This window comes from Cytobacillus kochii (assembly GCF_020171845.1).
In the GTDB taxonomy this organism is placed as follows: Bacteria; Bacillota; Bacilli; order Bacillales; family Cytobacillaceae; genus Cytobacillus; species Cytobacillus kochii.
The window spans coordinates 1-24534 of sequence record NZ_JAIVAM010000011.1 but is presented as its reverse complement, the minus strand read 5'-3'; the positions used below and the strand labels follow the sequence as shown (position 1 = coordinate 24534).

Here is a 24534-nt window from a genome sequence, read left to right as displayed (position 1 = left end):
ATGGGTCTTTTGAAAGGAATTAAAATAACATGGCTAAGTGTTTTTGTTGCCCTATCGGTGATTGGTGCAGCAATTAAGATTCCAGCTGGGATTGTCACTAGTGTGGCACTAGATTCATTTCCTGCGCTACTCGCTAGTGCCTTACTAGGAGGTCCGGCTGGTGCAATCGTTGGAGGGACAGGTCATTTATTGTCAGCACTATTAGGTGGGTTGCCAATGGGGCCCTTTCATTTGGTAGTAGCGATGGAGATGGCCATTCTAAGTTATATATTTGCATTATTGTACCGCAATGGACATAGATGGATTGCTTCTATTCTCTTTGTGCTTGGAAACTCGTTTGCAGCCCCACTTCCATTTCTTTTTATTATGGGGGAAGCGTTTTATTTGGCACTCGTTCCTTCGCTTTTACTTGGTTCTATTTTTAACGTAGCTATAGCTCTTATCCTCATTCCAAGATTGGTCAAAATCATACAACCGGTAAAAACATCCATGGAAAATACCAAATGAGAGATGTACTGGTGATTCCATTTAACAAGGAAGAATCACTTGTCATAGCAAGTGATAATAGCGGTGGTATTGGATTAAAGCATGAGGATTTAATTAAAGTTTCTTATGAGGATGTCGCTTATTATGCTTTAAGGGTGTCGATGATGGAATGTATAGCTATAGGTGCAACGCCGTTAGCGATAATTTTGCAGAATTTTTCTGGAGATCAAGTGTGGCGATCATTAATAACAGGAATTGAAAAGGGCTTGCTGGAACTAGGCCTAACCGAATTATCTATAACAGGAAGTACAGAAAGTAACTTTGAGTTGAAGCAATCTGCAACAGCTGTATCTGTTATGGGGAAAATACATGCGAGTAAAGATATTCATGCGATAGAGTTTAAAGAAGATAATCGGATAGCAGTTATCGGTAGACCGTTAGTAGGAGAAGCCGTCATTAATGATGCTCTACATATAGCTCCGCTAGCGCTATGTTCAAAACTCGTCAATATGGAAAAAGTGACAGTCATGCCTGTTGGCTCTAAAGGGATATTAGCTGAGTTAAACCAATTATTTAAGAATCGTGTCTTTGCCCTAACTGATATCACTTGTGAATTAGACTTACTTACTTCTTCAGGTCCTGCAACCTGCTTCATTATTAGTTACACACTTGAAAATGAACAGAAAATAAAAGAAATGGCTACTGGTTATTTTTATCCTGTAAAGGTGAAAGAATGAGTTTAACTGTTTTTTAACAAAGGCATGGCAAACGGAATGGAGTATAGAGAATAGAATGCAAGGTCGATTATATTCTCTTTTTACTGACAAAAGAAAGTTACAAATTGGGAAAGAAGCATGTACGGCACATTGCCAATAACTGGCGTGCGGATGCTTCTTTTTACTTTGACAGCAGTCAATGTGGCATGGGTAGAAAGTGAATGTAGATAAAGGTGGTAGGTCTTTTGGCAGATTTTATTACTAAATGACAAATCGTACGATTGTAATCGTAACGATGCGATGATTAATCTTGCCATTTATTTTAGCTAGTATAAAATATATAAATGAGGTAAAATGGGCTGGCAATCATTTGCGCTATTTAGTGAATGATACCTAATGTCAGTTCGTTATAAAGGAAATTTTTTATTATATATTGATAACGATTACAGATATTAATCTTTTTGTAATAGAAAACTAGAGCTTTTGTAACATAATGTTAACAGAGAAGTAAGTGAAAAAAAGTATAATAGTGGTATATCAGTAGGTAGAACAGCTTCAAAGAATTTTGCATCTATATTGATGCTCTCTATAGGTTGTAGAAGGAATGAAGGGTATATGATTAAATATTTCAGGATAATGGGAATTAGGTCTTTATATCCTGAAATGAGTTCATTCTCATTGCCATTAATAATCGATATGAGGACAATCTCCAATGACGATATAACTTTTTTCAAGAGAGAAATGGCTATTTTTTAATTGAAGTAAGCTCCTTTTCCCATGGTTATACATACATATACTTTTATAGGCATTTATCTTGTTGAAACATTTACTCTCTTATTTTATAAAGTGGTAAAATAAATTTAAGTTACTTGTTAAAATTGGAGGTTTTATTGATGACGATTAAGATCGGACTTTTGTACGGTGGGAAATCTGCTGAACATCATGTTTCTATGCAGACAGCGCTTGCCGTGATTAAAGCATTAAACACAAATAAATTTGATATTTATCCTATTTATATTTCGGAAGAAGGTCAATGGATCAAGGGACAACAACTTGCTGGGCCCGTTGATACAGTGAAAGAATTATCTTTTTCAGAAGGCCAACAGCTATCACCTTTAGCGTTAGCACCAACCCTTTTCGAGACGCAAGAAAGTCGACCTTTTGATGTGATTTTTCCATTATTGCATGGTCCAAATGGGGAAGATGGTACGGTTCAAGGAATGCTTGAGCTTTTAAATTTACCATATGTTGGAAATGGCGTCCTTTCTTCTTCAGCAGGAATGGATAAAGTGATCATGAAAAATATCTTTGCTCAAGCTGGATTAAACCAAGTTAATTATGTTTGGTTCCTTCGAGGGGAATGGGAAACTGCGGAAGAGGATGCTTATCGCAAAGTAGAAGATACCATCGGATACCCGTGCTTTGTTAAGCCAGCAAATTTAGGCTCTAGTGTAGGAATTAGCAAATGTACGAATCGTAGTGAGCTCCATGAGGCATTCGTTGAAGCATTTAAATACGACCGTAAAATTATTATCGAACAAGGTGTAGATGCAAGAGAGATTGAACTAGGTGTAGTGGGAAATGATTACCCTGAGTGCTCTGTTGCCGGTGAAATTATTCCGAAAGATAAAAACTTCTACGATTATACGGCAAAATATGAAGATGGGAATACAATTTTAATGATTCCTGCTGATGTTACAGAAGCTGAATATAGCGAATTAGAAGCGATGGCAATTAAAGCCTTTAAAGCATTAGATTGTTCGGGACTTGTTAGAGCGGATTTCTTCTTAACAAAGGAAGGAAAAGTCTATATAAATGAAGTGAACACAATGCCAGGCTTTACACCATACAGTATGTTCCCATTACTTTGGAAGCATTCAGGTGTTGAATATCCAGCCCTTATTGAGCGTCTTGTCAACTTAGCAATTGAAAGACATCAAGAAAAACAAAAAATTAAGCATACAATGTAATTGTAAGCGGAACAGCTAAGCTGTAGCGTATACAGTTACATAGAAAGATAGGCTTTGCACCCCGCAGTGCACCTGTCAAAAAGGAGGCAGGAAAAGTTGATTAAGAGAACCTTGAATGATTTAGCAGAAATGATTCAAATAGAGAATTCACCATACGGAAAAAAAGAAATTCAAGGTGTAAGTATTAATTCTCGTGAGATTACTCCAGGACAACTATTTATACCCTTTAAAGGAGAGCGAACAGATGGGCATCAGTATGTGTCGGATGCTATTGAAAAAGGAGCTGCGGCTGCTTTTTGGCAAGAGGATGTACCAAATCCACCGACTCACTTACCCATTATCATCGTTAAAGATACGTTAACTGCATTACAAGAGCTGGCAAGAGCCTATCGTAATCAGTTAAGTATAAAAGTGGTAGGGATTACTGGTAGCAATGGTAAAACGACGACAAAGGATATGATGGCGAATCTTTTAGCGTTAAAATATAAAGTCCAAAAAACCGAAGGCAATTATAATAATCATATTGGTCTTCCGCTTACCATCTTAGCGCTAGAAGAAACAACAGAGGTAGCTGTATTAGAGATGGGTATGAGTGGAAAAGGTGAAATTGACTTTCTAACTAAGCTAGCACGCCCTGATGCAACGATTATTACCAATATCGGTGAATCACATCTACAAGATTTAGGCTCAAGAGAAGGAATTGCTGAAGCAAAGCTTGAGATTATAAATGGCTTAAAGTCAGATGGATTGATGGTATACATGGGGGATGAACCCCTTTTAAGAAATTACTTTGATTCATATAAAGGGCAAGCTACGGTTAAAACCTTTGGAAGAACCGAACAAAATGACCTATATCCTGTGAATATCCAACAATTAGACAACGGCAGTAAGTTTCAGGTCAATGCGAGCGAAATAGAATTCACTTTACCTATTTTAGGTATGCATAATGTCTTAAATGCTCTATCAGCTATGATTGTTGCACAACATTTTAATGTGTCATTTGCGGAAATGGAAGCAGGATTAGTGAAAGTGAGACTGACAAATATGAGGATGGAAATACTACAGGGTCAAAATGGCGAGAAAATAATAAACGATGCATACAATGCGAGCCCTACTTCAACGCAAGCTTCAATAGAATTATTAGCGAATTTACCAGGATATAAGAAGAAAATACTTGTTCTTGGTGATATGTTGGAACTGGGGGCAGATGAAGAGAGATTTCATGAAGAAATCGGGTTATCCATCTGTGCGGAAAACATCGATGCCGTATTTACCTATGGTCGATTAGGACACTTAATTGCAAAGGGAGCCAAGGAAGTATTGTCTGAAGACCGTGTATTTGCTTTTGATGAAAAGGCACCATTAATTGAAGAACTAAAAAAACATGTCAATGATGAAACAATTGTACTCGTTAAGGCTTCTAGGGGAATGAAGTTAGAAGAAGTCGTTGAGGGATTGCAATAATACTATACTAAAATTCAAAAAACCTTATTGTTTCACATGGAACATAAGGTTTTTTCTATCTTTTGAATTATATTATAATAATTCACATTTTTTACGTTATGAGGATTTAATTTTCCGTATAGAGGGTAAAAAATAAACTAGATGCTTATGTTAAAGTTGAAAAGCTGTTCAATAGCCTGATAAATTTACCATTGGCGGTGTAAAAGATGATTGGATGTTTATGCATACATGGATTTACAGGTGCACCTTATGAAGTTGCCCCATTGGCGAATTATATAAAGGAACATACGGATTGGGAAATAGCGGTTCCTACATTACCTGGTCATGGAGAAAGGCAGTCCTTAAAGGGGATTGTGTTTCAAAAATGGATCAATCATGCAGAGGAAGAATTAAAAAACTTACTAGAAAAATGTGAAGTTGTTTATATTATTGGATTCTCCATGGGAGGCATGATCGCTAGTGAATTAGCGGTAAAATACCCGGTAGCGAAACTGGTTTTACTTAGTGCAGCTGCCTATTATTTAAATCCAAGACAAATTTTCCTTGATATTAAAGGGTTATTAAGAGAAGGGCTTCAAGGCACAAGAATAACGCAAAATCCATTATTTATACATTACAAACAAAAGATCAGCTCCACGCCGATTGCTGCAGCTAGGCAGTTCCAAAAGCTAGTAGCGACGGTCCGCCCACGATTAAAAGAAGTGAAGGTTCCAACTTTCATCGCTCAAGGAGAGGATGATGGCATCGTTCCTGTACGCAGTGCAGATTATCTTTACAAACACATCACCTCAGAACAGAAACACAAAATTATTATTAAACGGTCAAAACATTTAATTTGCCATTGTGATGAAAGTGAGCAACTGTTTAAAGAAGTACTTCAATTTCTTTCATAACCTTTTAGTTAAGGCGATTTTCTTCAAATGAACTCTCTTTCGTCAATGGTTTATTTTTATACTACTGTCATACTATGTCCTGCTAAAGCATTGCAAATCATGCGTTGAGATGGTAATATATACAACAAAGTGTCAACAGGAACTCCATTGAAACCCGGACATACTCCACTGGTAGGAGAATGTCTTTTTTCATTACATGTCTGAATAAAAATTTCTATTTGTAATTGTTCGTTAGATTTAGGATGCGGAAGTCATCATACATTTATTTTTTTATACAAATAAGCATAGCACAATTCATGCATTGGTAATAAATTCTCCCTCATCCTCTCTATAGTGGGTTTCTCTTAAATCGTTGTAATTATAACAACTTTGATTGGGGAAATTTCCTGCCTACTTGATGAAATAAAATATTTTTCAAAGAACAGAAGGAGATTGGATACATTGACTAAGTTTCAAGATTTGGGTATAAGCCCTGAAACAATGAAGTCTCTTAAAAGAATGGGGTTTGAAGAGGCAACCCCGATTCAAGCAGAGACGATTCCTTTAAGCTTGCAGAATAAGGACTTAATTGGACAAGCGCAAACAGGTACAGGTAAAACAGCCGCTTTTGGTATTCCTATGATTGACCATATTGACTATAATGATAGTTTTATTCAAGGTTTAGTCATCGCACCGACAAGAGAATTAGCCATTCAAGTGTCAGAGGAATTATACAAACTCGGTTTTGGGAAAAAAACGAGAGTGTTATCGATTTATGGTGGCCAAGATATTAACCGTCAAATACGTGCTTTAAAAAATCGACCTCATATTATTGTCGGTACACCTGGAAGAATCCTTGATCATATTAATCGAAAAACACTAAAACTAGATCATGTCAAAAAAGTGATTTTAGATGAAGCTGATGAAATGTTAAATATGGGCTTTATTGATGATATTGAAAAAATCTTATCAAGTGTCCCAGAAGAGAAGCATACTTTACTCTTCTCTGCGACGATGCCACCAGCCATTCAACGTATTGCTGAGCGGTTTATGAAAGAGCCACAAATCGTTCGAGTGAAAGCGAAGGAAATGACTGTACCACTCATTGAGCAATATTATATTGAAGTACAAGAAAAAAATAAGTTTGATGTGTTAACAAGACTGCTTGATATTCAATCACCAGAACTTGCGATTGTTTTCGGACGTACGAAAAGAAGGGTGGATGAACTTTCTGAAGCCTTAAGTTTAAGAGGTTACAATGCAGAAGGAATACATGGTGACTTGAGCCAGGCTAAACGTATGTCTGTCCTTCGTAAGTTTAAAGAAGGGTCCATTGATGTCCTTGTCGCAACAGATGTAGCAGCTCGTGGATTAGATATATCTGGTGTTACACATGTGTATAACTTTGATATACCACAAGATCCGGAAAGTTATGTTCATCGTATTGGTCGAACAGGTCGCGCGGGTAAAGAAGGAATGGCCATGACATTTATTAACCCACGTGAGAAATCATACTTACGTATCGTTGAAAAAACAACGAAAAAGAAAATGGAAAGAATGGCTGCTCCGACGTTAGATCAAGCATTAGAGGGGCAACAAAAGGCTGTTGCAGAAAAAGTCGAGCAAATCATTGAGGATAATCATCTTCAATATTATCAACAATCTGCACAACAATTACTTGAACAACATGACGCAACAACGGTAGTTCAAGCATTGTTGAAGCTCATGATCAAAGAACCGGACACGACTCCAGTAAAACTAACAGAAGAGAAACCTTTACCGGCTAAACGAGACAGAAGATCCACAGATAGAAGTAACCGTCCTAGAGGTGGGTATAGCCCGAAAGGAAGACAAAGTAACTCCTATCGCTCCCGTGATGGTAAACCTTCAGGTAAAAGGAATTATCAAGGAAATAAGAAAACAAATGCAAATAGCTATAGATAATATATTGGGAGAACCGAGCAATAAATGAAGCTCGGTTCTTTGTGTTATGTAGACATGTAGCAATAGGGTCTATGGTGGAGGAAATCAGAGGAATAAAAAGCCCACATAAAACCTATAACCGTTAACCTAGATGTGTTTTTATCTATAGTATTTGCTGCTGCTTCAGTATAATGGATAATAGGATGCCAGATAAATTTAATGAAATCAAGATGAGGTGAACGGCAGTATGATTAAAGGTTTGAACCATATGTTATTCTCTGTTTCTGATTTAGATCGTTCTATTGCTTTTTATGAAAAGGTTTTTGTAGCTAAGTTGCTTGTAAAAGGGAGAACGACAGCATATTTTGATTGTCAAGGCATGTGGATTGCCCTTAATGAAGAAAAAGACATACCTCGTCAGGAGATTACCCAATCTTATACTCATATTGCATTTTCTATTGATGAAGATGATTTTGAAAGTTGTTATCAACGTTTACTAGACTTAAAAGTGAATATTTTATCCGGGCGCATAAGGGACGAAAAAGATAAGCGCTCGATTTATTTTACTGACCCGGATGGTCATAAATTTGAGTTCCATACGGGTACCTTACAAGATCGATTAGCTTACTACCGACAAGATAAAGATCATATGACATTTTATAAGTAAATGAAGTAGATAGGTAAGGGATTAATCAACTTCACTCCAATTGAAACCTTTTTCTTAGATCATCGTATAGAATTAATAACTAAGAATGAAAAAATATCCAAGTTTTTACTGAGAAATAGTATGGCTTTCATGTATACTATAGTTGTTCAATAAGGAATTTTTAGGGGGTTTACATATATGTTATCAAAGCCGCAAAAGCGTATTTCTAAACGGGGTCTGACTGTTTGGAAAATATCTGGTGCACTACATTCCCTTATCCCATTTGTATTGGCAATTGGCGCTATTGTTTTAACATTCATTTTTGATTGGCCGATGTGGATAATTGGTGTTGCATTAATTATATTTGCTCTTTATGCTTATTTAGCGATTAAAGTTTTCCCGACTGTGCGGTGGAAAAGGTGGCGCTATGAAGTGAGAGAGAATGAAATTGAACTACAGCATGGAATATTTATTATCAAACGTACACTCGTCCCAATGATCAGAGTGCAGCATGTAGATACTCACCAAGGACCTATTCTTCGAAAATATAAACTAGCTACCGTGACGGTTTCAACTGCGGCAACTGTTCATGAAATACCCGCTTTAGATCTAGAAGAAGCAGAAGAACTGCGATTTTTTATATCTAACTTAGCAAGGGTGGCTGTAGATGATGTCTGAGCCGAGAAGACTTCATCCGATTGCAGCCGTATCAAATGTACTGAAAACATTAAAGGACTCCATTATTCCCATTTTAATTATTGTCGTATTTGGTAATAGCGAAGGGAAGATTCAGCTTTTTATTACAATAGGTATTATCGCTCTTATTCTTATATCCGGTATTCTTACTTGGCTTCGTTTTACCTACAGAATAGAAGAGGGAGAATTACGAATTGAATCAGGGTTAATTATTCGGAAAAAAAGATATATCCCCTTCGAAAGAATTCAAAGTCTTGATTTATCAGAAGGGATTTTACAAAGACCTTTTGGTTTAGTGAAAATGACCATTGAAACAGCTGGTTCAGGACTAGAGGCAGAAGCTATATTGACTGCTATTTCTAAAAATGAGGCACAGCAGATTCAAGATATCCTATCGCAATCTAAAAAGGCACATATAGAGTTAGATGAGCAAATCGAAACAGAACAAAAAGAGGAACAAATACTTTACCAAATTAAACCTGGAGAGTTGATTTTACTTTCTTCGACCTCTGGGGGAGTAGGTGTTGTGATTTCAGCTGTTTTTGCCTTTTTATCACAATTTGCTGAAGTCATTCCTTATGAGAAGGTATTTGATGAATTGAGTGTCTTTATTACAGGCGGTGTTATGCTCATCAGTTTAATGGTTTTCCTTGGTTTCGTTCTTGCTTGGCTTATTGCTCTCATTGGATCAGTGTTAAAGTATGCTAATTTCACTGTAAGAAAAGTGGGAGATGAATTAGTTATTACCCGCGGTCTATTGGAGAAGAAGCAACTAACGATTCCTCTACATCGGATTCAAGCATTAAGGATAAATGAGAATCCAGTTCGCCAAGCAATTGGCTATGCATCTGTTTACCTTGAAAGTGCAGGTGGGTCATTAAAAGATGCGGATAGCTCGAAAGTGATGCTGTTACCGATTATTAAGAGAAACCGAATCCGCGAGAAGATAGAAACTGGATTAAATGATTACCAATTGACAGATATGTTTGTTCCAGCACCAAAAAAGGCTTTAAGAAGATACATATTGAGAGGATTATTTATCTCTGTTCCAGTCGCAGTTATCCTTCTTTATTTCTTCTCAGTGTGGGGTTTATTTAGTTTAGTGTTCGTTGGATTGATGCTTATTTTATCTTATTACCGTTATAAAGCAGCTGGTTGGACGATTATAGGAAATCAACTCGTTCTTCGTTCACGATTTATTTCTAAAACAACTGTTTACTTGAGGAAGAATAGAACACAATCAATTTCAATGAAAGAAACGTATTTTCAGAAGCAAAATCAGTTAGCTACTATTTCTGCTAAGGCTATGTCTGGTTCAGGTGCAACTGGAGGAGATGTAGTTGACCTAGAAGTAGAAGATGTATTATCTATATACAAGTGGTATTCTTATACCCCTGAGAATACAGAATGAGAAACAGCAAATCCGAACATAAATTGTTCGGATTTGCTGTTTGTTTGAACGATTTCATTAACGTGACAATAGACCGATAATGGCAAGAAGAATAATGCCCCCAAAGATAAGAATGGTTGATAGGGGGACGCCTTTTAATCGTCTGGCTGAAGATTTCCATTGGTTTGTTGGTCTCGTTGCACCATATCCAGCTTTTAATTTCGTTTTAATCATTGCTGAACCAGTGAGGAAACCTGCTAATAGACCAAATAGATGGGCAATCACATTTACATTCGCTTGCAAGAAGGTCATAATTACACCAATAACTGTGATGGCAAGAATGAGCTGAGTATTTTGCTGTGAAAGTAAATCTCTACGGTACACAATAATAGCAATAAAGAAGCCGAAGATACCATAAATCGCTCCGCTCGCGCCAACGTGAATATATGTTAACGGTTCAAGGATGAGTGTTGCGATATTCGCGCCAATACCAGCTAGGAAGTAAACAAGGAGGAAACGCCCCTTGCCAATTGCTCTCTCTAGTGGGGGTCCAAATAAAACAAGTGAGAAGCAATTAAATAAAAGGTGAGCAAATCCGCTATGCATGAAGATAGGTGTAACAAGTCGCCAAAACTCCCCTTGCATAATATAAATATTAATACCTGCAAAATGCGCCATTAACCAATTGGTTGGTAGGATGGGCAAAACAGTAAGTAAATACAATACAATATTAATAGCGATAATAGAAGTAACGATGGGATAGAAGCGAATAAATTCTTTAAAGCTTTCTGTCCTGATAAACAATAATTGACTCCTCCTAAAATGTTCTCATACATTAAATATACTATAGTTTGTTTTATGCAGCATTTATTTTATTTAGAAGATGGTGATTAGAATGATTAAAGGCATTGGTATCGATATGATTGAATTACAGAGAATTAAACAATTAGTAAAAAGAAAAGAACGGTTTGTCGAACGTATTTTAACAACAAGCGAAAAACAGAAATATGAGACACTAACTGGGCATAGAAAAATAGAATATTTAGCAGGGAGATTTGCTGCGAAAGAAGCCTTTGCTAAAGCGAAAGGAACAGGCATCGGGCAATCACTTTCGTTTCTAGATATTGAAACAGCTAACCATATGACTGGACAACCGATCATTGTTCGTCCGGTTGATGGCTGTCTTGTACACTTATCTATTTCCCATAGTAGAGAGTATGCCATTGCTCAAGTGATAATTGAAAAAGAGTAATATTCATTAGGACAGGAAGTAAAGTTGATTAAGCTACTATTCCTTCAAATAAACGCCTGTAATTAATTACATACGAATCATCCCCAGGCTCCAAAAAATATTCTTGATCTATTAGAACGTCTGGAATAATCTTTGAGGTTGTCTCATATATTCAATAGTGCAATGGAGGAGACAGGCCACGGAAGCGTTTGACTGCACTGTTGATTATAAGATAAAGGGGTTGAAGGAATGAAGAAGAAGTTTTTCTGGCTACTCATGGGACTGGCCATAACTGTCACACTAGCTGCATGTGGGACAAAATCCCAGGAGGATGTGACAAAAGATTTATCGAGCAAACTAGAATCATTAAAAAGCTATAAGGCGGAAGCGAAAATGACGCTGCAAACAGGTTCCGAGCCGCAATCCTATGATATAGAAATATGGCATAAGAACCCGGAATTTTATCGTGTGGCACTTAAAAACACTGAAAAAGATCAAAGTCAAATGATCTTAAAGAACAAAGAAGGTGTGTTTGTTCTTACGCCAGCTTTGAATAAAAGTTTTCGCTTCCAAAGTGACTGGCCAAACAATAGTAGTCAAGCGTATCTTTATGAGTCATTAATTGAAGATATTCAAAATGATAAGGAAGCAAAATTTAAAGCAACGGAAGATCATTATGTTTATGAAACAAAAACGAGTTATCAAAACAATCAAATGCTGCCTCTCCAAGAGATTACCTTAAATAAATCGGATTTATCTCCAGTTAGTGTAAAGGTAATGGATGCAGAAAGAACGCCAGTTGTGACGGTGGATTTCTCCAATGTGAAATTTAATGAAGAGCTAGATAATAAAGATTTCGATACGAAGAAAAATATGACAGGTGCGCAGCTAGAATTCCCAGTCATGGCTGAAGTAGCAGAAGAAGAAGATTTCACTGTCTTCTATCCAGAATCGCTACCTGAAGTTGAACTTGTTTCTGAAAAAGAAGTAGAAACAGAAGAAGGTAAACGTGTCATTCTAACCTATGAAGGTGAAGACAAATCATTCACAATGATTCAAGAGAAGGCTGTTATTGTTCAAACCTCTGGTGGTGAAGAGGCGATGATGAATGGTGACCCTGTTGACCTTGGCTTCACTGTAGGAGCCGTATCAGATAATATGGTATCCTGGACGCAAAATGGCGTGGATTATATGATTGCATCGACTAACCTATCGAAAGAAGAAATGATCCAAATTGCACAGTCTGTACAAGGGGAAGTTGTAAAATAAATATAGATAAGATAAACCCGAGGTAGATTCCTCGGGTTTCTTTGCGTTGTTTGCGGTTTCTACGGATGATAATTTTGCCAATATTAACGCCATATCATCTAGATTAATTGGTAATCAAAGGTAACTTAAAGTTACCAAGTTTAACATACTTCTTAATTACATCTTACACTGCTTTTACTTCACTCGGTCTAAGAAGAAAGTTTGTCTTTTCTGTTATACGTTAATGTGACATAATCAAATAATAGAAGGAAAAGTATAAAGAGGAAGTGGACGGTATGAATCAACAGGTCCCATATTTTCGTGATACTTGGGCAGAGATAAATTTGGATTATATCACATATAATGTAGAGTCAATGATTAAGCATATTGGAGAAGAAGCAGAGTTGTTTGCAGTTGTGAAGGCAAATGCATATGGCCATGGAGATATAGAGGTAGCCAAGACAGCTCTAAAGGCAGGTGCCACTTACTTAGCGGTGGCGACTTTAGATGAGGCTTTTGCTCTTAGGAATAAAGGGATTGACGCGCCAATATTAGTTTTAGGACTCTCACGACCAGAGGATGTCGGGTTAGCTGAACAAGCAGGAATTACTTTAACCGTTTGCCAAGCTGAGTGGTTGATGAAAGCTGCACCATTCATAAACAAAGAAGTAAAAGTTCATGTGAAGATGGACTCGGGGATGGGTAGATTAGGGATTAAATCAAAAGAAGAATGGGGAATATTTCAATATCAACTACAGCAAGGAAAGTTCCATGTTGAAGGAGTTTTCACGCATTTTGCGACAGCGGATGAACTTGAGACAGCCTATTTTAATGAACAGTTAAGCACTTTTAATGAAATGATAAGCTGGATGGATGAACAACCAAGATATATTCATGCTAGTAATAGTGCAGCTGGCTTGAGACATCCTGAGGCGAAATTTAATGCAGTTAGATTTGGGATTTCAATGTATGGCATGTCACCATCTTCTGAAATTAAAAATCATTTACCTTTTAAATTAAAAGAGGCCTTTTCACTTCATACGAAAATAGTTCATGTGAAAAAATTGCTACCGGGCGAGAAAGTGAGTTACGGAGCAACGTACGAAGCTGAAAAAGAGGAATCAATTGGAACCTTGCCAATCGGTTATGCAGACGGGTGGATTAGGAGGTTAGCTACACAAGAGGTCCTTGTTAATGGAAGAAGAGTAAGTATTGTCGGCAGAATTTGTATGGACCAATGTATGATTCGTATTAGTGAGGAAGAGCAAGTTGGAGATGTCGTTACGTTAATCGGGACTCAAAATGGTCAGACCATCTCTGTAGATGACATAGCTAACACACTTGAAACAATTAATTATGAGGTAACTTGCCAAATAGGTATGCGCATACCAAGAATCTATATTCAGGATCAAACAAAAATTTCTACAAGAAATGGGATTCTTTAATGCATATCAATGAACATGTTGGTAGATAATAGTTATTAATAATTTGGGAAATTATCACTGAAATTCCTAGGAAGACATTGAAAGAAAATGCAACTGTTTTTATGGATAATTTCTTACTAAATAAAAAACCCCCTTTGCAGCCTAAGAGAATAATGGTAATATGAAAATTGGTAGATATAAAAAATATGGTGTGTAGTGATGGTGGAGGTGTATGTTTGTGTCTGAATCCAGCGCAACAACAGAAATAGTGGTGAAGCTGCCGCAACATCTATTAACGGAATTAGATGGTTATGCGAAGCAAGAGAACGTAAACAGAAGTGAGTTTATTTATCAAGCAACGAAAATGTATTTGCGTGAACGGAAGAAAAGACATATTCGTGAGTCCATGAGACGTGGTTACATGGAAATGGCAAAATTAAACTTGACGATAGCATCTGAAGCATTTCAAGCGGAATACGAGGCAGAAAACGCAGTTGAACGTCTTGTAAGCGGAGGCTGATCCTTTGATTGTTAAACGTGGTGACGTTTATTTTGCAGACCTATCCCCAGTTGTTGGCTCAGAACAAGGCGGTGTCCGTCCAGTACTTGTTATACAAAACGACATCGGGAATCGGTTTAGTCCCACAGTAATCATCGCAGCAATTACCGCTCAGATTCAAAAAGCAAAGCTGCCTACTCACGTTGAAATTGATGCGAAGCGATATGCTTTTGAGAGAGATTCAGTAATATTGTTAGAACAAATTCGTACAATTGATAAGCAGAGATTAACCGATAAAATCACCCATCTTGATGACGAAATGATGGATAAGGTAAATGAAGCCTTACAAGTCAGTTTAGGTCTTATAGAATTTTAGAAAACGCTCAAAAAAGTTGGGGCGTTTTTTTATATGCTTCCTAATCTTAAACAAGTCCATTCATTGTAATGATAGGACTTATTAATATATGTAATACACTTATTGAAACGAGCTTAAACTTTAAATCCCCCAATTTTATATTTGAGATATTCTTCTGAACAAAAAGAAATAAAAGGAATTTAATGTTTTAGGTTTGATAATAAGCAAAAAAGGGTACACACTTAATTTGGATATATTGTTAAAGACGTTTCAAATAGAAAGCGTTATAATATAAGGCAATAGTTGTAGATTTTTGCTGGATTTTTTACAATCATGTAGATTTTTTTACAATCAATGATAATAAGGAAAAACTAACCAATAGATGTGCTAGTATAGGAGGTAAGGGAAGACAAATGACTTTGAAATATATTCAACACAATAAAGAAGATATTTTTAAAGAATGGTTGAACCGATTGAAAGAAGATTCTGACGAAACAATTACCAATGTCATCCTAGATCAAAACTTCGAGACATATGGAAGAGAGTTAGTGGAGCTCGCTATCTTGAAAATTTCTGGCAAAAAGGACGAGTACGAACGTCAATCAGAGAATTTTTCAGATAGAATTGTCAGTTTAGGCTGGCCTCTACGTTTTGTCGTAAATGCTCTAGATGTACTGGGCGATGTTGTATTTGATGAAATGGTCAAAGATAAGTATATTCGTCCAGAGAATGAAGCGAAAGTGATGCATGATTTGAATCATTGGTTAAAAGCGATGAATAGTGAAATAATTAATGATTACACTGTTTCTTGGGAAAGAACGATCGCTAATCAAAAGATTGCATTGCAAGAACTATCGGCACCTTTAATTCCTGTATTTGAAGGCATTACAGTTATGCCATTAATTGGGATGATCGATACAGAACGTGCGAAGCAAATTATGGAAAACCTTCTTCAAGGTGTGGTAAAACATCGTTCAGAAGTTGTCTTGATTGATATTACAGGTGTCCCTGTTGTTGATACAATGGTTGCTCACCATATTATCCAAGCAGCAGATGCAGTCCACTTAGTAGGAGCAAAATGCATGCTTGTAGGTATTCGTTCGGAAATTGCGCAAACGATTGTGAGCCTTGGTATCGACTTAAACCGAATTATTACGAAAAATACGATGAAATCAGGCGTAGAAGCAGCATTGGAAATGACTAAACGTAAAATTGTGCCATTGGAGGGGTGACGTTTTGAGAATTCCGATTTTAAAACTACATGATTGTTTACTTGTTTCTATTCAATGGGAACTAGATGACCAGACGGCACTTCAATTTCAAGAAGACTTGTTAAAGAAAATACATGATACGAGTGCAAATGGTGTTGTAATCGATTTAACATCAATAGATTTTATTGATTCTTTTATCGCTAAAGTATTAGGTGATGTGATTGAAATGTCCCATTTAATGGGTGCTAAAGTTGTCATTACAGGCATTCAACCAGCAGTAGCAATTACGTTAACTGAATTAGGAATCGGTCTGAATAATGTATTGACCGCCCTAGATTTAGAAAAAGGTTTGGAGAAATTACAACAGGAATTGGGGGAATAGCCGAATGGACAACCAATCCTGCGTTAAAATAATCAATGAATGGGATATCGTTTCAGCGCGTCAGCTTGGTAGGAATGTTGCAAAAGAGCTGGGCTTTGGGACGGTTGACCAAGCAAGAATTACAACAGCAATAAGTGAACTTGCGAGAAACATATTCTTATATGCAGGTCAAGGTCAAATTTGTATAGAGAAGCTCTATGAAAATGGCAAAACGGGACTAAGATTATTATCGATTGATAGTGGTCCAGGTATTAAAGATTTGCGCCAAGTAATGGAGGATGGATATTCGACATCGGGCGGACTAGGAGCAGGTCTCCCAGGGGTAAAAAGACTGATGGATGATTTTCAAATAGATTCAAGCCCAGGTGAAGGTACAGATATAAGGGCGATTAAATGGCTCCGTTAGGGGGAACTTGAGATGGATTTCAGACAGAAATTGGAGTCCAAATATAGAGAGATATTAACGAATTATTTAGCTGACCGTTCAGAGCAGGCATTATATCAAGGACAAAAGTTAAGTAGGAATGCAATTGAACGGAACATTCCTCCAGAGGAAATTGTCAGCATCCATAGAAATATTATGGCTGAGATGTTTCCAGAAAAATTTAACGATAGAATGCAGGAGTCTTTTGATATACTGCTTGAAGTGATGGTGGCATATGGTTTTGCTTACCGCGAACACCAAAATTTAAAACATATTCAACAGGAATTAAGAACCGAAATGGAAATCGCGGCTAATGTGCAAAAAACATTGCTTGGGACAGAGATTCCATGTAAAAAAGACATGGATATTGGAGCAATCAGCGTCCCAGCAAAACATATGAATGGTGATTATTTTAATTTTGTTGAGGATGAAAATAATAGTGTAAGTATCGCAATAGCTGATGTTATTGGAAAAGGGCTACCAGCAGCCCTTTGTATGTCTATGATTAAATATGCTATGGACAGTTTACCAGAAAATCGTAAAACACCTACTTTGGTGTTGGAGAATTTAAATCGTGTTGTGGAACAAAATGTTGATTTAACTATGTTTATTACGATGTTTTATGGCACATACCATATCGATCATCATATCTTTTCCTATGCCTCTGCTGGGCACGAACCGGGCTTGTTTTATCATGCGGAAACACAGACATTTTCTGAGTTGCCTGCAAAGGGTTTATTATTAGGTATTGAAAAGAATACGAAATATAGAAAGTACGAAAAAGAAGTGATGCCTGGGGATATGATTATTTTGATGTCTGATGGCGTAACTGAATCAAGAACAAAAGAAGGCTTTATTGAACGTGAAGAATTATTGGCCTTAATCGAGAAAAATATACACTTAAAAGCACAAAATATCGTGCAAAACGTATATAAAGAACTTGAAAAATTACAAGATTTCCAATTAAGGGATGATTTTACTTTAATTATATTAAGAAGAAATGTTTAAGCTAAAATTAAAAGGGTAAATGAGGAGTAACCAGCTATTCCTAAAAGGTGGGCAAAAAATATGAACATTAATATAGATGTAAATCATAATCAAAATATTACTGAGGTAACTGTAGGTGGAGAGATTGATGTATACACTGCACCAGAATTAAAGAAAGAACTTATACCGCTTTCTGAAAAAGATAATGTGGAGATGATTGTTGATCTTTCGGGTGTATCCTATATGGATAGCACCGGGTTAGGTGTTTTTGTAGGACTTTTTAAAAATGTACGTGCGCACGATGGTCAATTTAAAATCATTGGGCTTTCTAGTCGTTTAAAAAGGCTATTCGAAATTACTGGTCTTGCTGACATTATTGATATCAGCACCAAAATGGAAGGTGAAAAGAAATGACCGAGTCGTACGACTACATTGAGATGAAAATCCCATCGAAGCCGGAATACGTCGGTATTATTAGATTAACCTTATCTGGTATTGCCAGTAGAATGGGATTTAACTATGACGAAATTGAAGATTTGAAGATTGCAACGAGTGAAGCTTGTACAAATGCAGTTCAGCATGCATACAAAAACAACGAAAATGGTGAAGTGCTTGTAGGATTCGGCCTTTATAAAAATAAATTAGAAGTCATGGTTGCGGATGAAGGTGAGAGCTTGGATTTTCAACAAGCAAGAGACAGTGCAGGTCCTTACCAAGCAAATGATTCTGTTGAATTTTTACGAGAAGGAGGATTAGGCCTTTACCTAATAGAAACATTAATGGATGAAGTGAAAATTCATCATCAAAAAGGTGTAACAGTCTTTATGACTAAGTACCTAGAAGGAGAGCAGGTGGAGAGTGATGCAGAAGCAATCTCAACCTAAACAACGATCAAAAGAAGAGATTAATGATCTCATACAACAATATCAATTACATCAGGACGAATACGCACAGGAACAACTTGTTGAACAGTATTACAAATTGGTTGAATCCATCGCACGAAAATATTCTAAAGGTAGACCTTATCACGAAGATATTGTTCAAGTAGGTGTGATTGGACTACTTGGTGCGATTCGTAGATATGACGCCTCTTTTGGTAAAACGTTTGAAGCATTTGCTATTCCGACAATCATCGGTGAAATTAAACGTTTCTTACGAGACAAGACTTGGAGCGTGCATGTACCGAGACGAATAAAAGAATTAGGGCCCAAGATTAAAGCTACGGCGGAAGAATTAACAACTGCTTTGCAACGTTCGCCTAAGGTCGAGGAAATTGCTGATGCTCTAGAAGTAACAGAAGAAGAAGTTTTAGAAGCAATGGAGATGGGCAAAAGTTATCAGGCGTTATCAGTTGACCATTCCATTGAAGCTGATTCTGACGGTGGTACTGTTACGCTCCTGGATATTGTCGGTAATGTGGATGATGGCTATGAAAAAGTCAATCAAATGCTCGTACTTGAAAAAGTGTTGCATGTTTTATCAGACCGAGAGAAACAAGTTATCCAGTATACATTTCTAGAAAATCTAAGCCAAAAAGAAACAGGGGAAAGACTGGATATTTCTCAAATGCATGTATCAAGGCTGCAAAGAAGAGCAATTAAAAAATTGCAAGAAGCCATCCATGCCGAAAATGAAGGCTCGGAGTATATTCTATGATGAATGATCCACATCAAATGGACGTCATTACCGATCAGCTTGCTAAACGTGGTCAGTCCGTTTGTGGTGATTCTTTTTATTATCACACAACTGATGATTATTTTATTTGTGTATTAGCTGATGGTTTAGGTAGTGGAGAATATGCAAATGAAGCTTCATCTGCTGTTGTCAATACCGTTAGAGAAAATCACGATTTAGATATTTCAACCATTATGGATTTAAGTAATCAGTCACTTTTACATAAAAGAGGCGCTGCAGTAGGTGTGATTAAGATTAATTTTCACACAAAAGAATTAGCCTACTGTTGTACTGGAAATATTCGTTTTTTCTTTTATGGAGATACTGAGAAGCTCATTTACCCTCTGCCAACATCGGGTTATTTGTCAGGAAAGCGTCAAGCATTTAAAATTCACCGTTTTGATTATACAAACGGAATTAAATTCTTGATGTTTTCAGATGGATACCCCATTTCTGGTATAAAAAAACTGATGAATAAATATTTACCAATCGAAGCAACTGCGAAGTTAATTAGGGCGCAGAACATGAATCTTATAGACGATGCAACATTTATAATCGGAAGCTTGCAATGATTGTTTCAATCAGCAAGCTTTTTGTTTTGCTCTTTTATACTCTACATAAAACACGAATCAAGACGGGGCTATAGCCAAAAATGCTTTACCTTTAAAATTTTGGTAGAATAAAGCAATAGTACAGTTTGCACTTAGGAAGGTGAAGAGACATGGATGATAAGAAAGATATTTTTGAACGAATAGCAAAAGAATTTTCATTATCCACAAAACAAATTGATCGAACCATCGCGTTAATTGAAGAGGGAAATACCGTTCCGTTTATTGCGCGTTATCGAAAAGAAATGACCGGTGCGTTAAATGAAGTACAAATCAAGGATATTGTTGAAAGATGGCAATACATACAAAACGTAAAGCAGAGAAAACAAGAAGTACTTAGGTTAATAGAAGAGCAAGGGAAATTAACCCCGGAATTATCTAATCAAATAGAAAAAGCGGAGAAATTGCAGGAAGTAGAAGATTTATATCGTCCGTACAAACAAAAAAGAAGAACAAAAGCAACCGTAGCGAAAGAAAAAGAGCTAGAACCATTAGCCACTTGGTTATTATCCTATCAAAATGATGATACGCCTGAAGAAAAAGCAACACACTTCCTAAATGAGGAAAAAGGTGTCACAACAGTTGAAGAAGCTCTTCAGGGGGCGCGAGATATCATTGCAGAAATGGTATCTGATGATGCGCAAAGTAGGAAGTGGATTCGCGAAAAAACATATAAACTAGGAATGATTGAATCAACTGTAAAAGATGAAAGCATCGACGAAAAGCATGTGTATGAGATGTATTATGACTATAGTGAAAACGTAGGTAAGATTGTTCCTCACCGTATACTAGCATTCAATCGTGGGGAAAAAGAAGGCGTGCTGAAAGTCAGTATTAAGGTGGAACAAGAGCCAATCTTACAGTATTTAAATCGAAAATGGATCACTGTATCAAACCATATCAATGTACCATTTGTGGAAGAGGCGATTGAAGATGGTTATAAACGCTTAATTCAACCATCAATTGAAAGAGAATTAAGGGGTGAACTTACTGAAAAAGGTGAGGAACAAGCGATTAAAATTTTCTCTGAAAATCTTAAGAATCTCCTTTTACAACCACCGCTAAAAGGGAAAGTCGTCCTTGCGGTAGATCCAGCTTATCGTACAGGCTGCAAATTAGCGGTCATTGATGAAACAGGTAAGGTATTAAAGATTGATGTAATCTATCCTCATCCGCCTGTTTCTAAATTAGGTGTAGCCAAAGACAAAGTCCTTTCCATGCTCAAAGCATATGAAGTGAAGATGGTGGCCATAGGTAATGGAACGGCATCAAGAGAAACAGAACAGTTTATTGCTGACTTATTAAAAGAATTGAATGAAGAAATCTATTATTTAATCGTAAATGAAGCGGGGGCAAGTGTCTATTCCGCATCTGATATCGCACGTGAAGAATTCCCTGACTTTCAAGTTGAAGAAAGAAGCGCTGTTTCAATAGGGAGGAGACTACAAGATCCACTTGCTGAATTAGTAAAAATTGACCCTAAATCAGTCGGTGTCGGTCAATACCAACATGATGTCTCTCAAAAAAGGTTAACGGAATCATTAGATTTTGTTGTCGAGACGGCTGTAAACCAAGTTGGAGTGAATGTGAACACAGCTTCTCCATCGCTATTACAACATGTAGCTGGTCTATCGAAGGCTGTCGCAACGAATATCGTTAAGAAAAGAGAAGAAGAAGGCAAATTTACTAATCGAAAACAATTAAAGAAAATTCCTCGATTAGGCGCGAAAACGTACGAGCAAGCCATTGGATTTTTACGAATTGTTGATGGAGAAGAAGCATTAGACAGAACATCGATTCACCCTGAAACCTATGGGGAAGTAAGTAAATTGCTTAAAATGTTAAAGATGAATTCTAACGATTTAGGCTCTGCACAATTAATCGAAGCGCTAAGCCAGTTATCTATAAAAGAAACAGCAGAAGAGTTAAATATTGGTGAATTAACGCTCAAGGATATAATTGATGCATTAATGAAACCTGGTCGAGACCCTAGGGATGAATTACCTGCTCCGCTATTAAAGAAAGAAGTATTAAAGCTGGATGATTTGAAGGAAGGGATGGAACTTCAAGGGACTGTCCGAAATGTAGTTGATTTCGGAGCTTTTGTAGATATTGGCGTGAAGCAAGATGGGTTAGTCCATATCTCAAAGCTAAGTAATCGGTTTGTGAAACATCCATTAGATGTCGTATCTGTTGGTGATGTTGTTACTGTATGGGTTGATTCGGTAGATCAACAAAAAGGCAGAGTGGCGTTAACCATGCTCCAACAAGGTAAATAAATAAGCATAAAAAGCCGTGGTATTTCCCCCAACGGCTTTTTATGTAGATCATTGTGGGGTTGTTTGAGAAGGAGTTTCCTACGTACCAGAACAATGCTTCTTTCTATAAAAGTACCAGCATTGATTCAATAATTTAATTTGATAACGGTCCTTCTCTAAGAAAGCACGTTTCATTTGGTTCTGTAACCAAACAGGCATGGAATAGCCTCCTTTCTCTCACTTTCCACGATCCTTTATGCTATGCTAATGTATATCAATTGTATGCGCCTATAGGTTGTCACGTGCTAATTTTATCCTTGAAAGGAGTGAAGAAATGAGTGATAAGGAATTACAAAGGTTAGTTGAAGAAGTATCCTTGAGGTGGTTCGATCTTCCTTTTCGTCATACAGCGAAATTCAATAGTAGATTAAGAACAACCGGAGGACGATATATGCTGTCTGATCACCGCATTGAAATTAATCCGACATATTATCAGCATCTAGGAATGGAAGAATTAGTTGGTATTATTAAACATGAACTATGTCATTACCATCTGCATTTGGCTGGGGCAGGCTATCAACATCGAGATAGTGATTTTCGGAGGCTAATGGCTAAAGTAGGTGCACCGAGGCATTGTTCGTCTTTACCTCAGAAAGTTTCTTACATTATGTATAAATGTAACCAGTGCAATCAACTCTATAGAAGGAAACGTCGAATCAACACAAACAAGTATAGATGTGGCCAATGTATGGGCAAATTAGTGTTAATATCTGCTGATAAAAATAATTGAAATTCATGCTTGACTTTTTACATGGTGGTAATTATAATTTAAAGAGTCGATAAGGCAGTGCTTGTTGACTACATATTCTCTTTTAACATATTCCGCAGTAGCTCAGTGGTAGAGCATTCGGCTGTTAACCGAACGGTCGTAGGTTCGAATCCTACCTGCGGAGCCATTTTGGAGAAGTACTCAAGTGGCTGAAGAGGCGCCCCTGCTAAGGGTGTAGGTCGGGCAACTGGCGCGAGGGTTCAAATCCCTCCTTCTCCGCCATTCTTATATACATATTTGTTTTTTCTTTTTTTATGTTATGGCCCCTTGGTCAAGCGGTTAAGACACCGCCCTTTCACGGCGGTAACACGGGTTCGAATCCCGTAGGGGTCATCTTTTTAAAGGTTAGGTCCGGTAGTTCAGTTGGTTAGAATGCCTGCCTGTCACGCAGGAGGTCGCGGGTTCGAGTCCCGTCCGGACCGCCATATCTTAATAATGGGCTATAGCCAAGCGGTAAGGCAACGGATTTTGATTCCGTCATTCGCAGGTTCGATCCCTGCTAGCCCAGCCATTTTTATGAGCCATTAGCTCAGTTGGTAGAGCATCTGACTTTTAATCAGAGGGTCGAAGGTTCGAGTCCTTCATGGCTCATCTTAAACAATTTATGCGGTCGTGGCGGAATGGCAGACGCGCTAGGTTGAGGGCCTAGTGGGTGAATAACCCGTGGAGGTTCAAGTCCTCTCGGCCGCACCAAAAAGATTTTAAAAAATACTTGACTCATTAAAATTAGTGTGATATTATAATAGAGTTGCTTCAAGGCGCCCGTAGCTCAATTGGATAGAGCGTTTGACTACGGATCAAAAGGTTAGGGGTTCGACTCCTCTCGGGCGCGCCATATACTTACGGGAAGTAGCTCAGCTTGGTAGAGCACTTGGTTTGGGACCAAGGGGTCGCAGGTTCGAATCCTGTCTTCCCGACCATGCGAAACCAACAAATTAATTAAATGCGGGTGTAGTTTAGTGGTAAAACCTCAGCCTTCCAAGCTGATGATGAGGGTTCGATTCCCTTCACCCGCTCCATTACCGAAAAAGATTGTTCTTTGAAAACTGAACGAACGTAAAACGTCAAGCGTAATTCTAAAAAAGCTGATTTATCAGCAACAAAGCACCATAGGTGCAAATTAGCTAATCAAACACTTTATTGGAGAGTTTGATCCTGGCTCAGGACGAACGCTGGCGGCGTGCCTAATACATGCAAGTCGAGCGAATCTGAGGGAGCTTGCTCCCAAAGATTAGCGGCGG

The 24534-nt window shown here is 37.5% G+C and carries 26 protein-coding genes, 10 tRNA genes and 1 rRNA gene; 35 read left to right on the top strand and 2 right to left on the bottom strand.

The window, feature by feature from the left end:
• The 9 genes from LCM23_RS17905 (at position 1) to LCM23_RS17865 (ending at position 10184) form a co-directional block, all read left to right on the top strand.
• Positions 1 to 507 carry an ECF transporter S component gene (locus LCM23_RS17905; protein WP_306470089.1) on the top strand — a complete coding sequence of 169 codons (507 nt, stop codon included), beginning with the start codon at positions 1 to 3 and terminating at the stop codon, positions 505 to 507.
• Complete coding sequence (locus tag LCM23_RS17900) at positions 504 to 1223, top strand: ATP-binding protein (RefSeq protein WP_224938136.1); 720 nt, start codon at positions 504 to 506, stop codon at positions 1221 to 1223. The genes LCM23_RS17905 and LCM23_RS17900 overlap by 4 nt, the downstream gene beginning before the upstream one ends.
• An 872-nt stretch (positions 1224 to 2095) precedes the next feature.
• Positions 2096 to 3172, top strand: coding sequence for a D-alanine--D-alanine ligase (locus LCM23_RS17895; protein ID WP_224938135.1), 1077 nt, complete (start codon positions 2096 to 2098; stop codon positions 3170 to 3172).
• Between the two features lie 96 nt (positions 3173 to 3268).
• On the top strand, positions 3269 to 4636 hold the full coding sequence (locus LCM23_RS17890) for a UDP-N-acetylmuramoyl-tripeptide--D-alanyl-D-alanine ligase (RefSeq protein ID WP_224938134.1): 1368 nt from the start codon (positions 3269 to 3271) through the stop codon (positions 4634 to 4636).
• 206 nt (positions 4637 to 4842) lie between these two features.
• A complete protein-coding gene (locus tag LCM23_RS17885) occupies positions 4843 to 5529 on the top strand; it encodes an alpha/beta hydrolase (protein WP_224938133.1) in 687 nt (228 codons plus the stop codon).
• A gap of 441 nt (positions 5530 to 5970) precedes the next feature.
• Positions 5971 to 7452 (top strand): DEAD/DEAH box helicase, encoded by a 1482-nt coding sequence (locus tag LCM23_RS17880; RefSeq protein WP_224938132.1) that lies wholly within the window; start codon positions 5971 to 5973, stop codon positions 7450 to 7452.
• Positions 7453 to 7678: 226 nt separating this feature from the next.
• Positions 7679 to 8098 (top strand): FosM family fosfomycin resistance protein, encoded by a 420-nt coding sequence (gene fosM / locus LCM23_RS17875; protein WP_224938131.1) that lies wholly within the window; start codon positions 7679 to 7681, stop codon positions 8096 to 8098.
• Positions 8099 to 8275: 177 nt separating this feature from the next.
• Complete coding sequence (locus LCM23_RS17870) at positions 8276 to 8755, top strand: PH domain-containing protein (protein WP_095370830.1); 480 nt, start codon at positions 8276 to 8278, stop codon at positions 8753 to 8755.
• Complete coding sequence (locus LCM23_RS17865; RefSeq protein WP_224938130.1) at positions 8748 to 10184, top strand: PH domain-containing protein; 1437 nt, start codon at positions 8748 to 8750, stop codon at positions 10182 to 10184. Before LCM23_RS17870 ends, LCM23_RS17865 begins: the two co-directional genes overlap by 8 nt.
• A gap of 57 nt (positions 10185 to 10241) precedes the next feature.
• Here LCM23_RS17865 and LCM23_RS17860 read toward each other — a convergent pair whose 3' ends face one another.
• The gene (locus LCM23_RS17860) at positions 10242 to 10967 is read right to left on the bottom strand and encodes a rhomboid family intramembrane serine protease (protein ID WP_224938129.1); all 726 of its coding nucleotides are present in this window, start codon (positions 10965 to 10967) and stop codon (positions 10242 to 10244) included.
• Positions 10968 to 11058: 91 nt separating this feature from the next.
• Here LCM23_RS17860 and acpS point away from each other — a divergent pair, with 91 nt between their 5' ends.
• The 14 genes from acpS to LCM23_RS17790 all read left to right on the top strand — a co-directional run bounded on the left by acpS (position 11059) and on the right by LCM23_RS17790 (position 22485).
• On the top strand, positions 11059 to 11415 hold the full coding sequence (gene acpS, locus LCM23_RS17855; protein WP_224938128.1) for a holo-ACP synthase: 357 nt from the start codon (positions 11059 to 11061) through the stop codon (positions 11413 to 11415).
• Between the two features lie 228 nt (positions 11416 to 11643).
• Positions 11644 to 12663, top strand: a complete 1020-nt coding sequence (locus LCM23_RS17850) for a LolA family protein (protein WP_095370826.1) — start codon at positions 11644 to 11646, stop codon at positions 12661 to 12663.
• Positions 12664 to 12938: 275 nt separating this feature from the next.
• Complete coding sequence (gene alr / locus LCM23_RS17845) at positions 12939 to 14087, top strand: alanine racemase (protein ID WP_224938127.1); 1149 nt, start codon at positions 12939 to 12941, stop codon at positions 14085 to 14087.
• 217 nt (positions 14088 to 14304) lie between these two features.
• Entirely contained in the window at positions 14305 to 14586 is a 282-nt protein-coding gene (locus tag LCM23_RS17840; protein WP_095373546.1) for a CopG family ribbon-helix-helix protein, read from the top strand.
• Between the two features lie 4 nt (positions 14587 to 14590).
• Entirely contained in the window at positions 14591 to 14941 is a 351-nt protein-coding gene (locus LCM23_RS17835; protein WP_095370824.1) for a type II toxin-antitoxin system PemK/MazF family toxin, read from the top strand.
• A gap of 392 nt (positions 14942 to 15333) precedes the next feature.
• Positions 15334 to 16152: an STAS domain-containing protein gene (locus tag LCM23_RS17830; protein ID WP_095370823.1), complete on the top strand. Its 819-nt coding sequence runs from the start codon at positions 15334 to 15336 to the stop codon at positions 16150 to 16152.
• A 4-nt stretch (positions 16153 to 16156) separates the two neighbouring features.
• Complete coding sequence (locus LCM23_RS17825) at positions 16157 to 16513, top strand: STAS domain-containing protein (RefSeq protein WP_066192954.1); 357 nt, start codon at positions 16157 to 16159, stop codon at positions 16511 to 16513.
• A 4-nt stretch (positions 16514 to 16517) separates the two neighbouring features.
• The gene (locus LCM23_RS17820) at positions 16518 to 16919 is read left to right on the top strand and encodes an anti-sigma regulatory factor (RefSeq protein ID WP_095370822.1); all 402 of its coding nucleotides are present in this window, start codon (positions 16518 to 16520) and stop codon (positions 16917 to 16919) included.
• 12 nt (positions 16920 to 16931) lie between these two features.
• Positions 16932 to 17945 (top strand): PP2C family protein-serine/threonine phosphatase, encoded by a 1014-nt coding sequence (locus LCM23_RS17815; protein WP_095370821.1) that lies wholly within the window; start codon positions 16932 to 16934, stop codon positions 17943 to 17945.
• 60 nt (positions 17946 to 18005) lie between these two features.
• Positions 18006 to 18338 carry an anti-sigma factor antagonist gene (locus LCM23_RS17810; RefSeq protein ID WP_095370820.1) on the top strand — a complete coding sequence of 111 codons (333 nt, stop codon included), beginning with the start codon at positions 18006 to 18008 and terminating at the stop codon, positions 18336 to 18338.
• The gene (rsbW, locus tag LCM23_RS17805; RefSeq protein ID WP_095370819.1) at positions 18335 to 18808 is read left to right on the top strand and encodes an anti-sigma B factor RsbW; all 474 of its coding nucleotides are present in this window, start codon (positions 18335 to 18337) and stop codon (positions 18806 to 18808) included. Before LCM23_RS17810 ends, rsbW begins: the two co-directional genes overlap by 4 nt.
• Entirely contained in the window at positions 18786 to 19580 is a 795-nt protein-coding gene (sigB, locus tag LCM23_RS17800; protein WP_224938126.1) for an RNA polymerase sigma factor SigB, read from the top strand. The genes rsbW and sigB overlap by 23 nt, the downstream gene beginning before the upstream one ends.
• Positions 19577 to 20170: a PP2C family serine/threonine-protein phosphatase gene (locus tag LCM23_RS17795; protein ID WP_224938125.1), complete on the top strand. Its 594-nt coding sequence runs from the start codon at positions 19577 to 19579 to the stop codon at positions 20168 to 20170. The genes sigB and LCM23_RS17795 overlap by 4 nt, the downstream gene beginning before the upstream one ends.
• Positions 20171 to 20319: 149 nt before the next feature.
• Complete coding sequence (locus LCM23_RS17790) at positions 20320 to 22485, top strand: Tex family protein (protein ID WP_224938124.1); 2166 nt, start codon at positions 20320 to 20322, stop codon at positions 22483 to 22485.
• 78 nt (positions 22486 to 22563) lie between these two features.
• Here the strand turns inward: LCM23_RS17790 and cmpA are convergent, their stop codons facing one another.
• Positions 22564 to 22683 (bottom strand): cortex morphogenetic protein CmpA, encoded by a 120-nt coding sequence (cmpA, locus tag LCM23_RS17785; RefSeq protein WP_095370816.1) that lies wholly within the window; start codon positions 22681 to 22683, stop codon positions 22564 to 22566.
• 115 nt (positions 22684 to 22798) lie between these two features.
• Between cmpA and LCM23_RS17780 the strand changes: the two genes are divergently transcribed.
• The 12 genes from LCM23_RS17780 to LCM23_RS17725 form a co-directional block, all read left to right on the top strand.
• Positions 22799 to 23254 carry a SprT family protein gene (locus LCM23_RS17780; RefSeq protein ID WP_224938123.1) on the top strand — a complete coding sequence of 152 codons (456 nt, stop codon included), beginning with the start codon at positions 22799 to 22801 and terminating at the stop codon, positions 23252 to 23254.
• Between the two features lie 91 nt (positions 23255 to 23345).
• A tRNA-Asn gene (locus LCM23_RS17775) sits at positions 23346 to 23420 on the top strand.
• Between the two features lie 4 nt (positions 23421 to 23424).
• Positions 23425 to 23515: transfer RNA gene (locus tag LCM23_RS17770), tRNA-Ser, on the top strand.
• A gap of 39 nt (positions 23516 to 23554) precedes the next feature.
• Positions 23555 to 23626, top strand: a tRNA-Glu gene (locus tag LCM23_RS17765).
• Between the two features lie 15 nt (positions 23627 to 23641).
• A tRNA-Asp gene (locus tag LCM23_RS17760) sits at positions 23642 to 23718 on the top strand.
• 11 nt (positions 23719 to 23729) lie between these two features.
• Positions 23730 to 23804 (top strand) — tRNA-Gln (locus tag LCM23_RS17755).
• 7 nt (positions 23805 to 23811) lie between these two features.
• Positions 23812 to 23884 (top strand) — tRNA-Lys (locus LCM23_RS17750).
• A gap of 15 nt (positions 23885 to 23899) precedes the next feature.
• A tRNA-Leu gene (locus LCM23_RS17745) sits at positions 23900 to 23986 on the top strand.
• A gap of 65 nt (positions 23987 to 24051) precedes the next feature.
• Positions 24052 to 24128: transfer RNA gene (locus tag LCM23_RS17740), tRNA-Arg, on the top strand.
• An 8-nt stretch (positions 24129 to 24136) separates the two neighbouring features.
• A tRNA-Pro gene (locus LCM23_RS17735) sits at positions 24137 to 24213 on the top strand.
• A 25-nt stretch (positions 24214 to 24238) separates the two neighbouring features.
• Positions 24239 to 24312, top strand: a tRNA-Gly gene (locus LCM23_RS17730).
• Positions 24313 to 24430: 118 nt separating this feature from the next.
• A 16S ribosomal RNA gene (locus LCM23_RS17725) occupies positions 24431 to 24534 on the top strand; the annotation flags it as partial.

Bases quoted from the DNA above. Each gene is read 5' to 3' on its own strand.
- LCM23_RS17905 (WP_306470089.1), top strand. From the start codon at position 1: ATGGGTCTTTTGAAAGGAATTAAAATAACATGGCTAAGTGTTTTTGTT.
- LCM23_RS17900 (WP_224938136.1), top strand. From the start codon at position 504: ATGAGAGATGTACTGGTGATTCCATTTAACAAGGAAGAATCACTTGTC.
- LCM23_RS17895 (WP_224938135.1), top strand. From the start codon at position 2,096: ATGACGATTAAGATCGGACTTTTGTACGGTGGGAAATCTGCTGAACAT.
- LCM23_RS17885 (WP_224938133.1), top strand. From the start codon at position 4,843: ATGATTGGATGTTTATGCATACATGGATTTACAGGTGCACCTTATGAA.
- fosM (WP_224938131.1), top strand. From the start codon at position 7,679: ATGATTAAAGGTTTGAACCATATGTTATTCTCTGTTTCTGATTTAGAT.
- LCM23_RS17870 (WP_095370830.1), top strand. From the start codon at position 8,276: ATGTTATCAAAGCCGCAAAAGCGTATTTCTAAACGGGGTCTGACTGTT.
- LCM23_RS17865 (WP_224938130.1), top strand. From the start codon at position 8,748: ATGTCTGAGCCGAGAAGACTTCATCCGATTGCAGCCGTATCAAATGTA.
- acpS (WP_224938128.1), top strand. From the start codon at position 11,059: ATGATTAAAGGCATTGGTATCGATATGATTGAATTACAGAGAATTAAA.
- LCM23_RS17850 (WP_095370826.1), top strand. From the start codon at position 11,644: ATGAAGAAGAAGTTTTTCTGGCTACTCATGGGACTGGCCATAACTGTC.
- alr (WP_224938127.1), top strand. From the start codon at position 12,939: ATGAATCAACAGGTCCCATATTTTCGTGATACTTGGGCAGAGATAAAT.
- LCM23_RS17830 (WP_095370823.1), top strand. From the start codon at position 15,334: ATGACTTTGAAATATATTCAACACAATAAAGAAGATATTTTTAAAGAA.
- LCM23_RS17820 (WP_095370822.1), top strand. From the start codon at position 16,518: ATGGACAACCAATCCTGCGTTAAAATAATCAATGAATGGGATATCGTT.
- LCM23_RS17815 (WP_095370821.1), top strand. From the start codon at position 16,932: ATGGATTTCAGACAGAAATTGGAGTCCAAATATAGAGAGATATTAACG.
- LCM23_RS17810 (WP_095370820.1), top strand. From the start codon at position 18,006: ATGAACATTAATATAGATGTAAATCATAATCAAAATATTACTGAGGTA.
- rsbW (WP_095370819.1), top strand. From the start codon at position 18,335: ATGACCGAGTCGTACGACTACATTGAGATGAAAATCCCATCGAAGCCG.
- sigB (WP_224938126.1), top strand. From the start codon at position 18,786: ATGCAGAAGCAATCTCAACCTAAACAACGATCAAAAGAAGAGATTAAT.
- LCM23_RS17795 (WP_224938125.1), top strand. From the start codon at position 19,577: ATGATGAATGATCCACATCAAATGGACGTCATTACCGATCAGCTTGCT.
- LCM23_RS17790 (WP_224938124.1), top strand. From the start codon at position 20,320: ATGGATGATAAGAAAGATATTTTTGAACGAATAGCAAAAGAATTTTCA.
- cmpA (WP_095370816.1), bottom strand. From the start codon at position 22,683: ATGCCTGTTTGGTTACAGAACCAAATGAAACGTGCTTTCTTAGAGAAG.
- LCM23_RS17780 (WP_224938123.1), top strand. From the start codon at position 22,799: ATGAGTGATAAGGAATTACAAAGGTTAGTTGAAGAAGTATCCTTGAGG.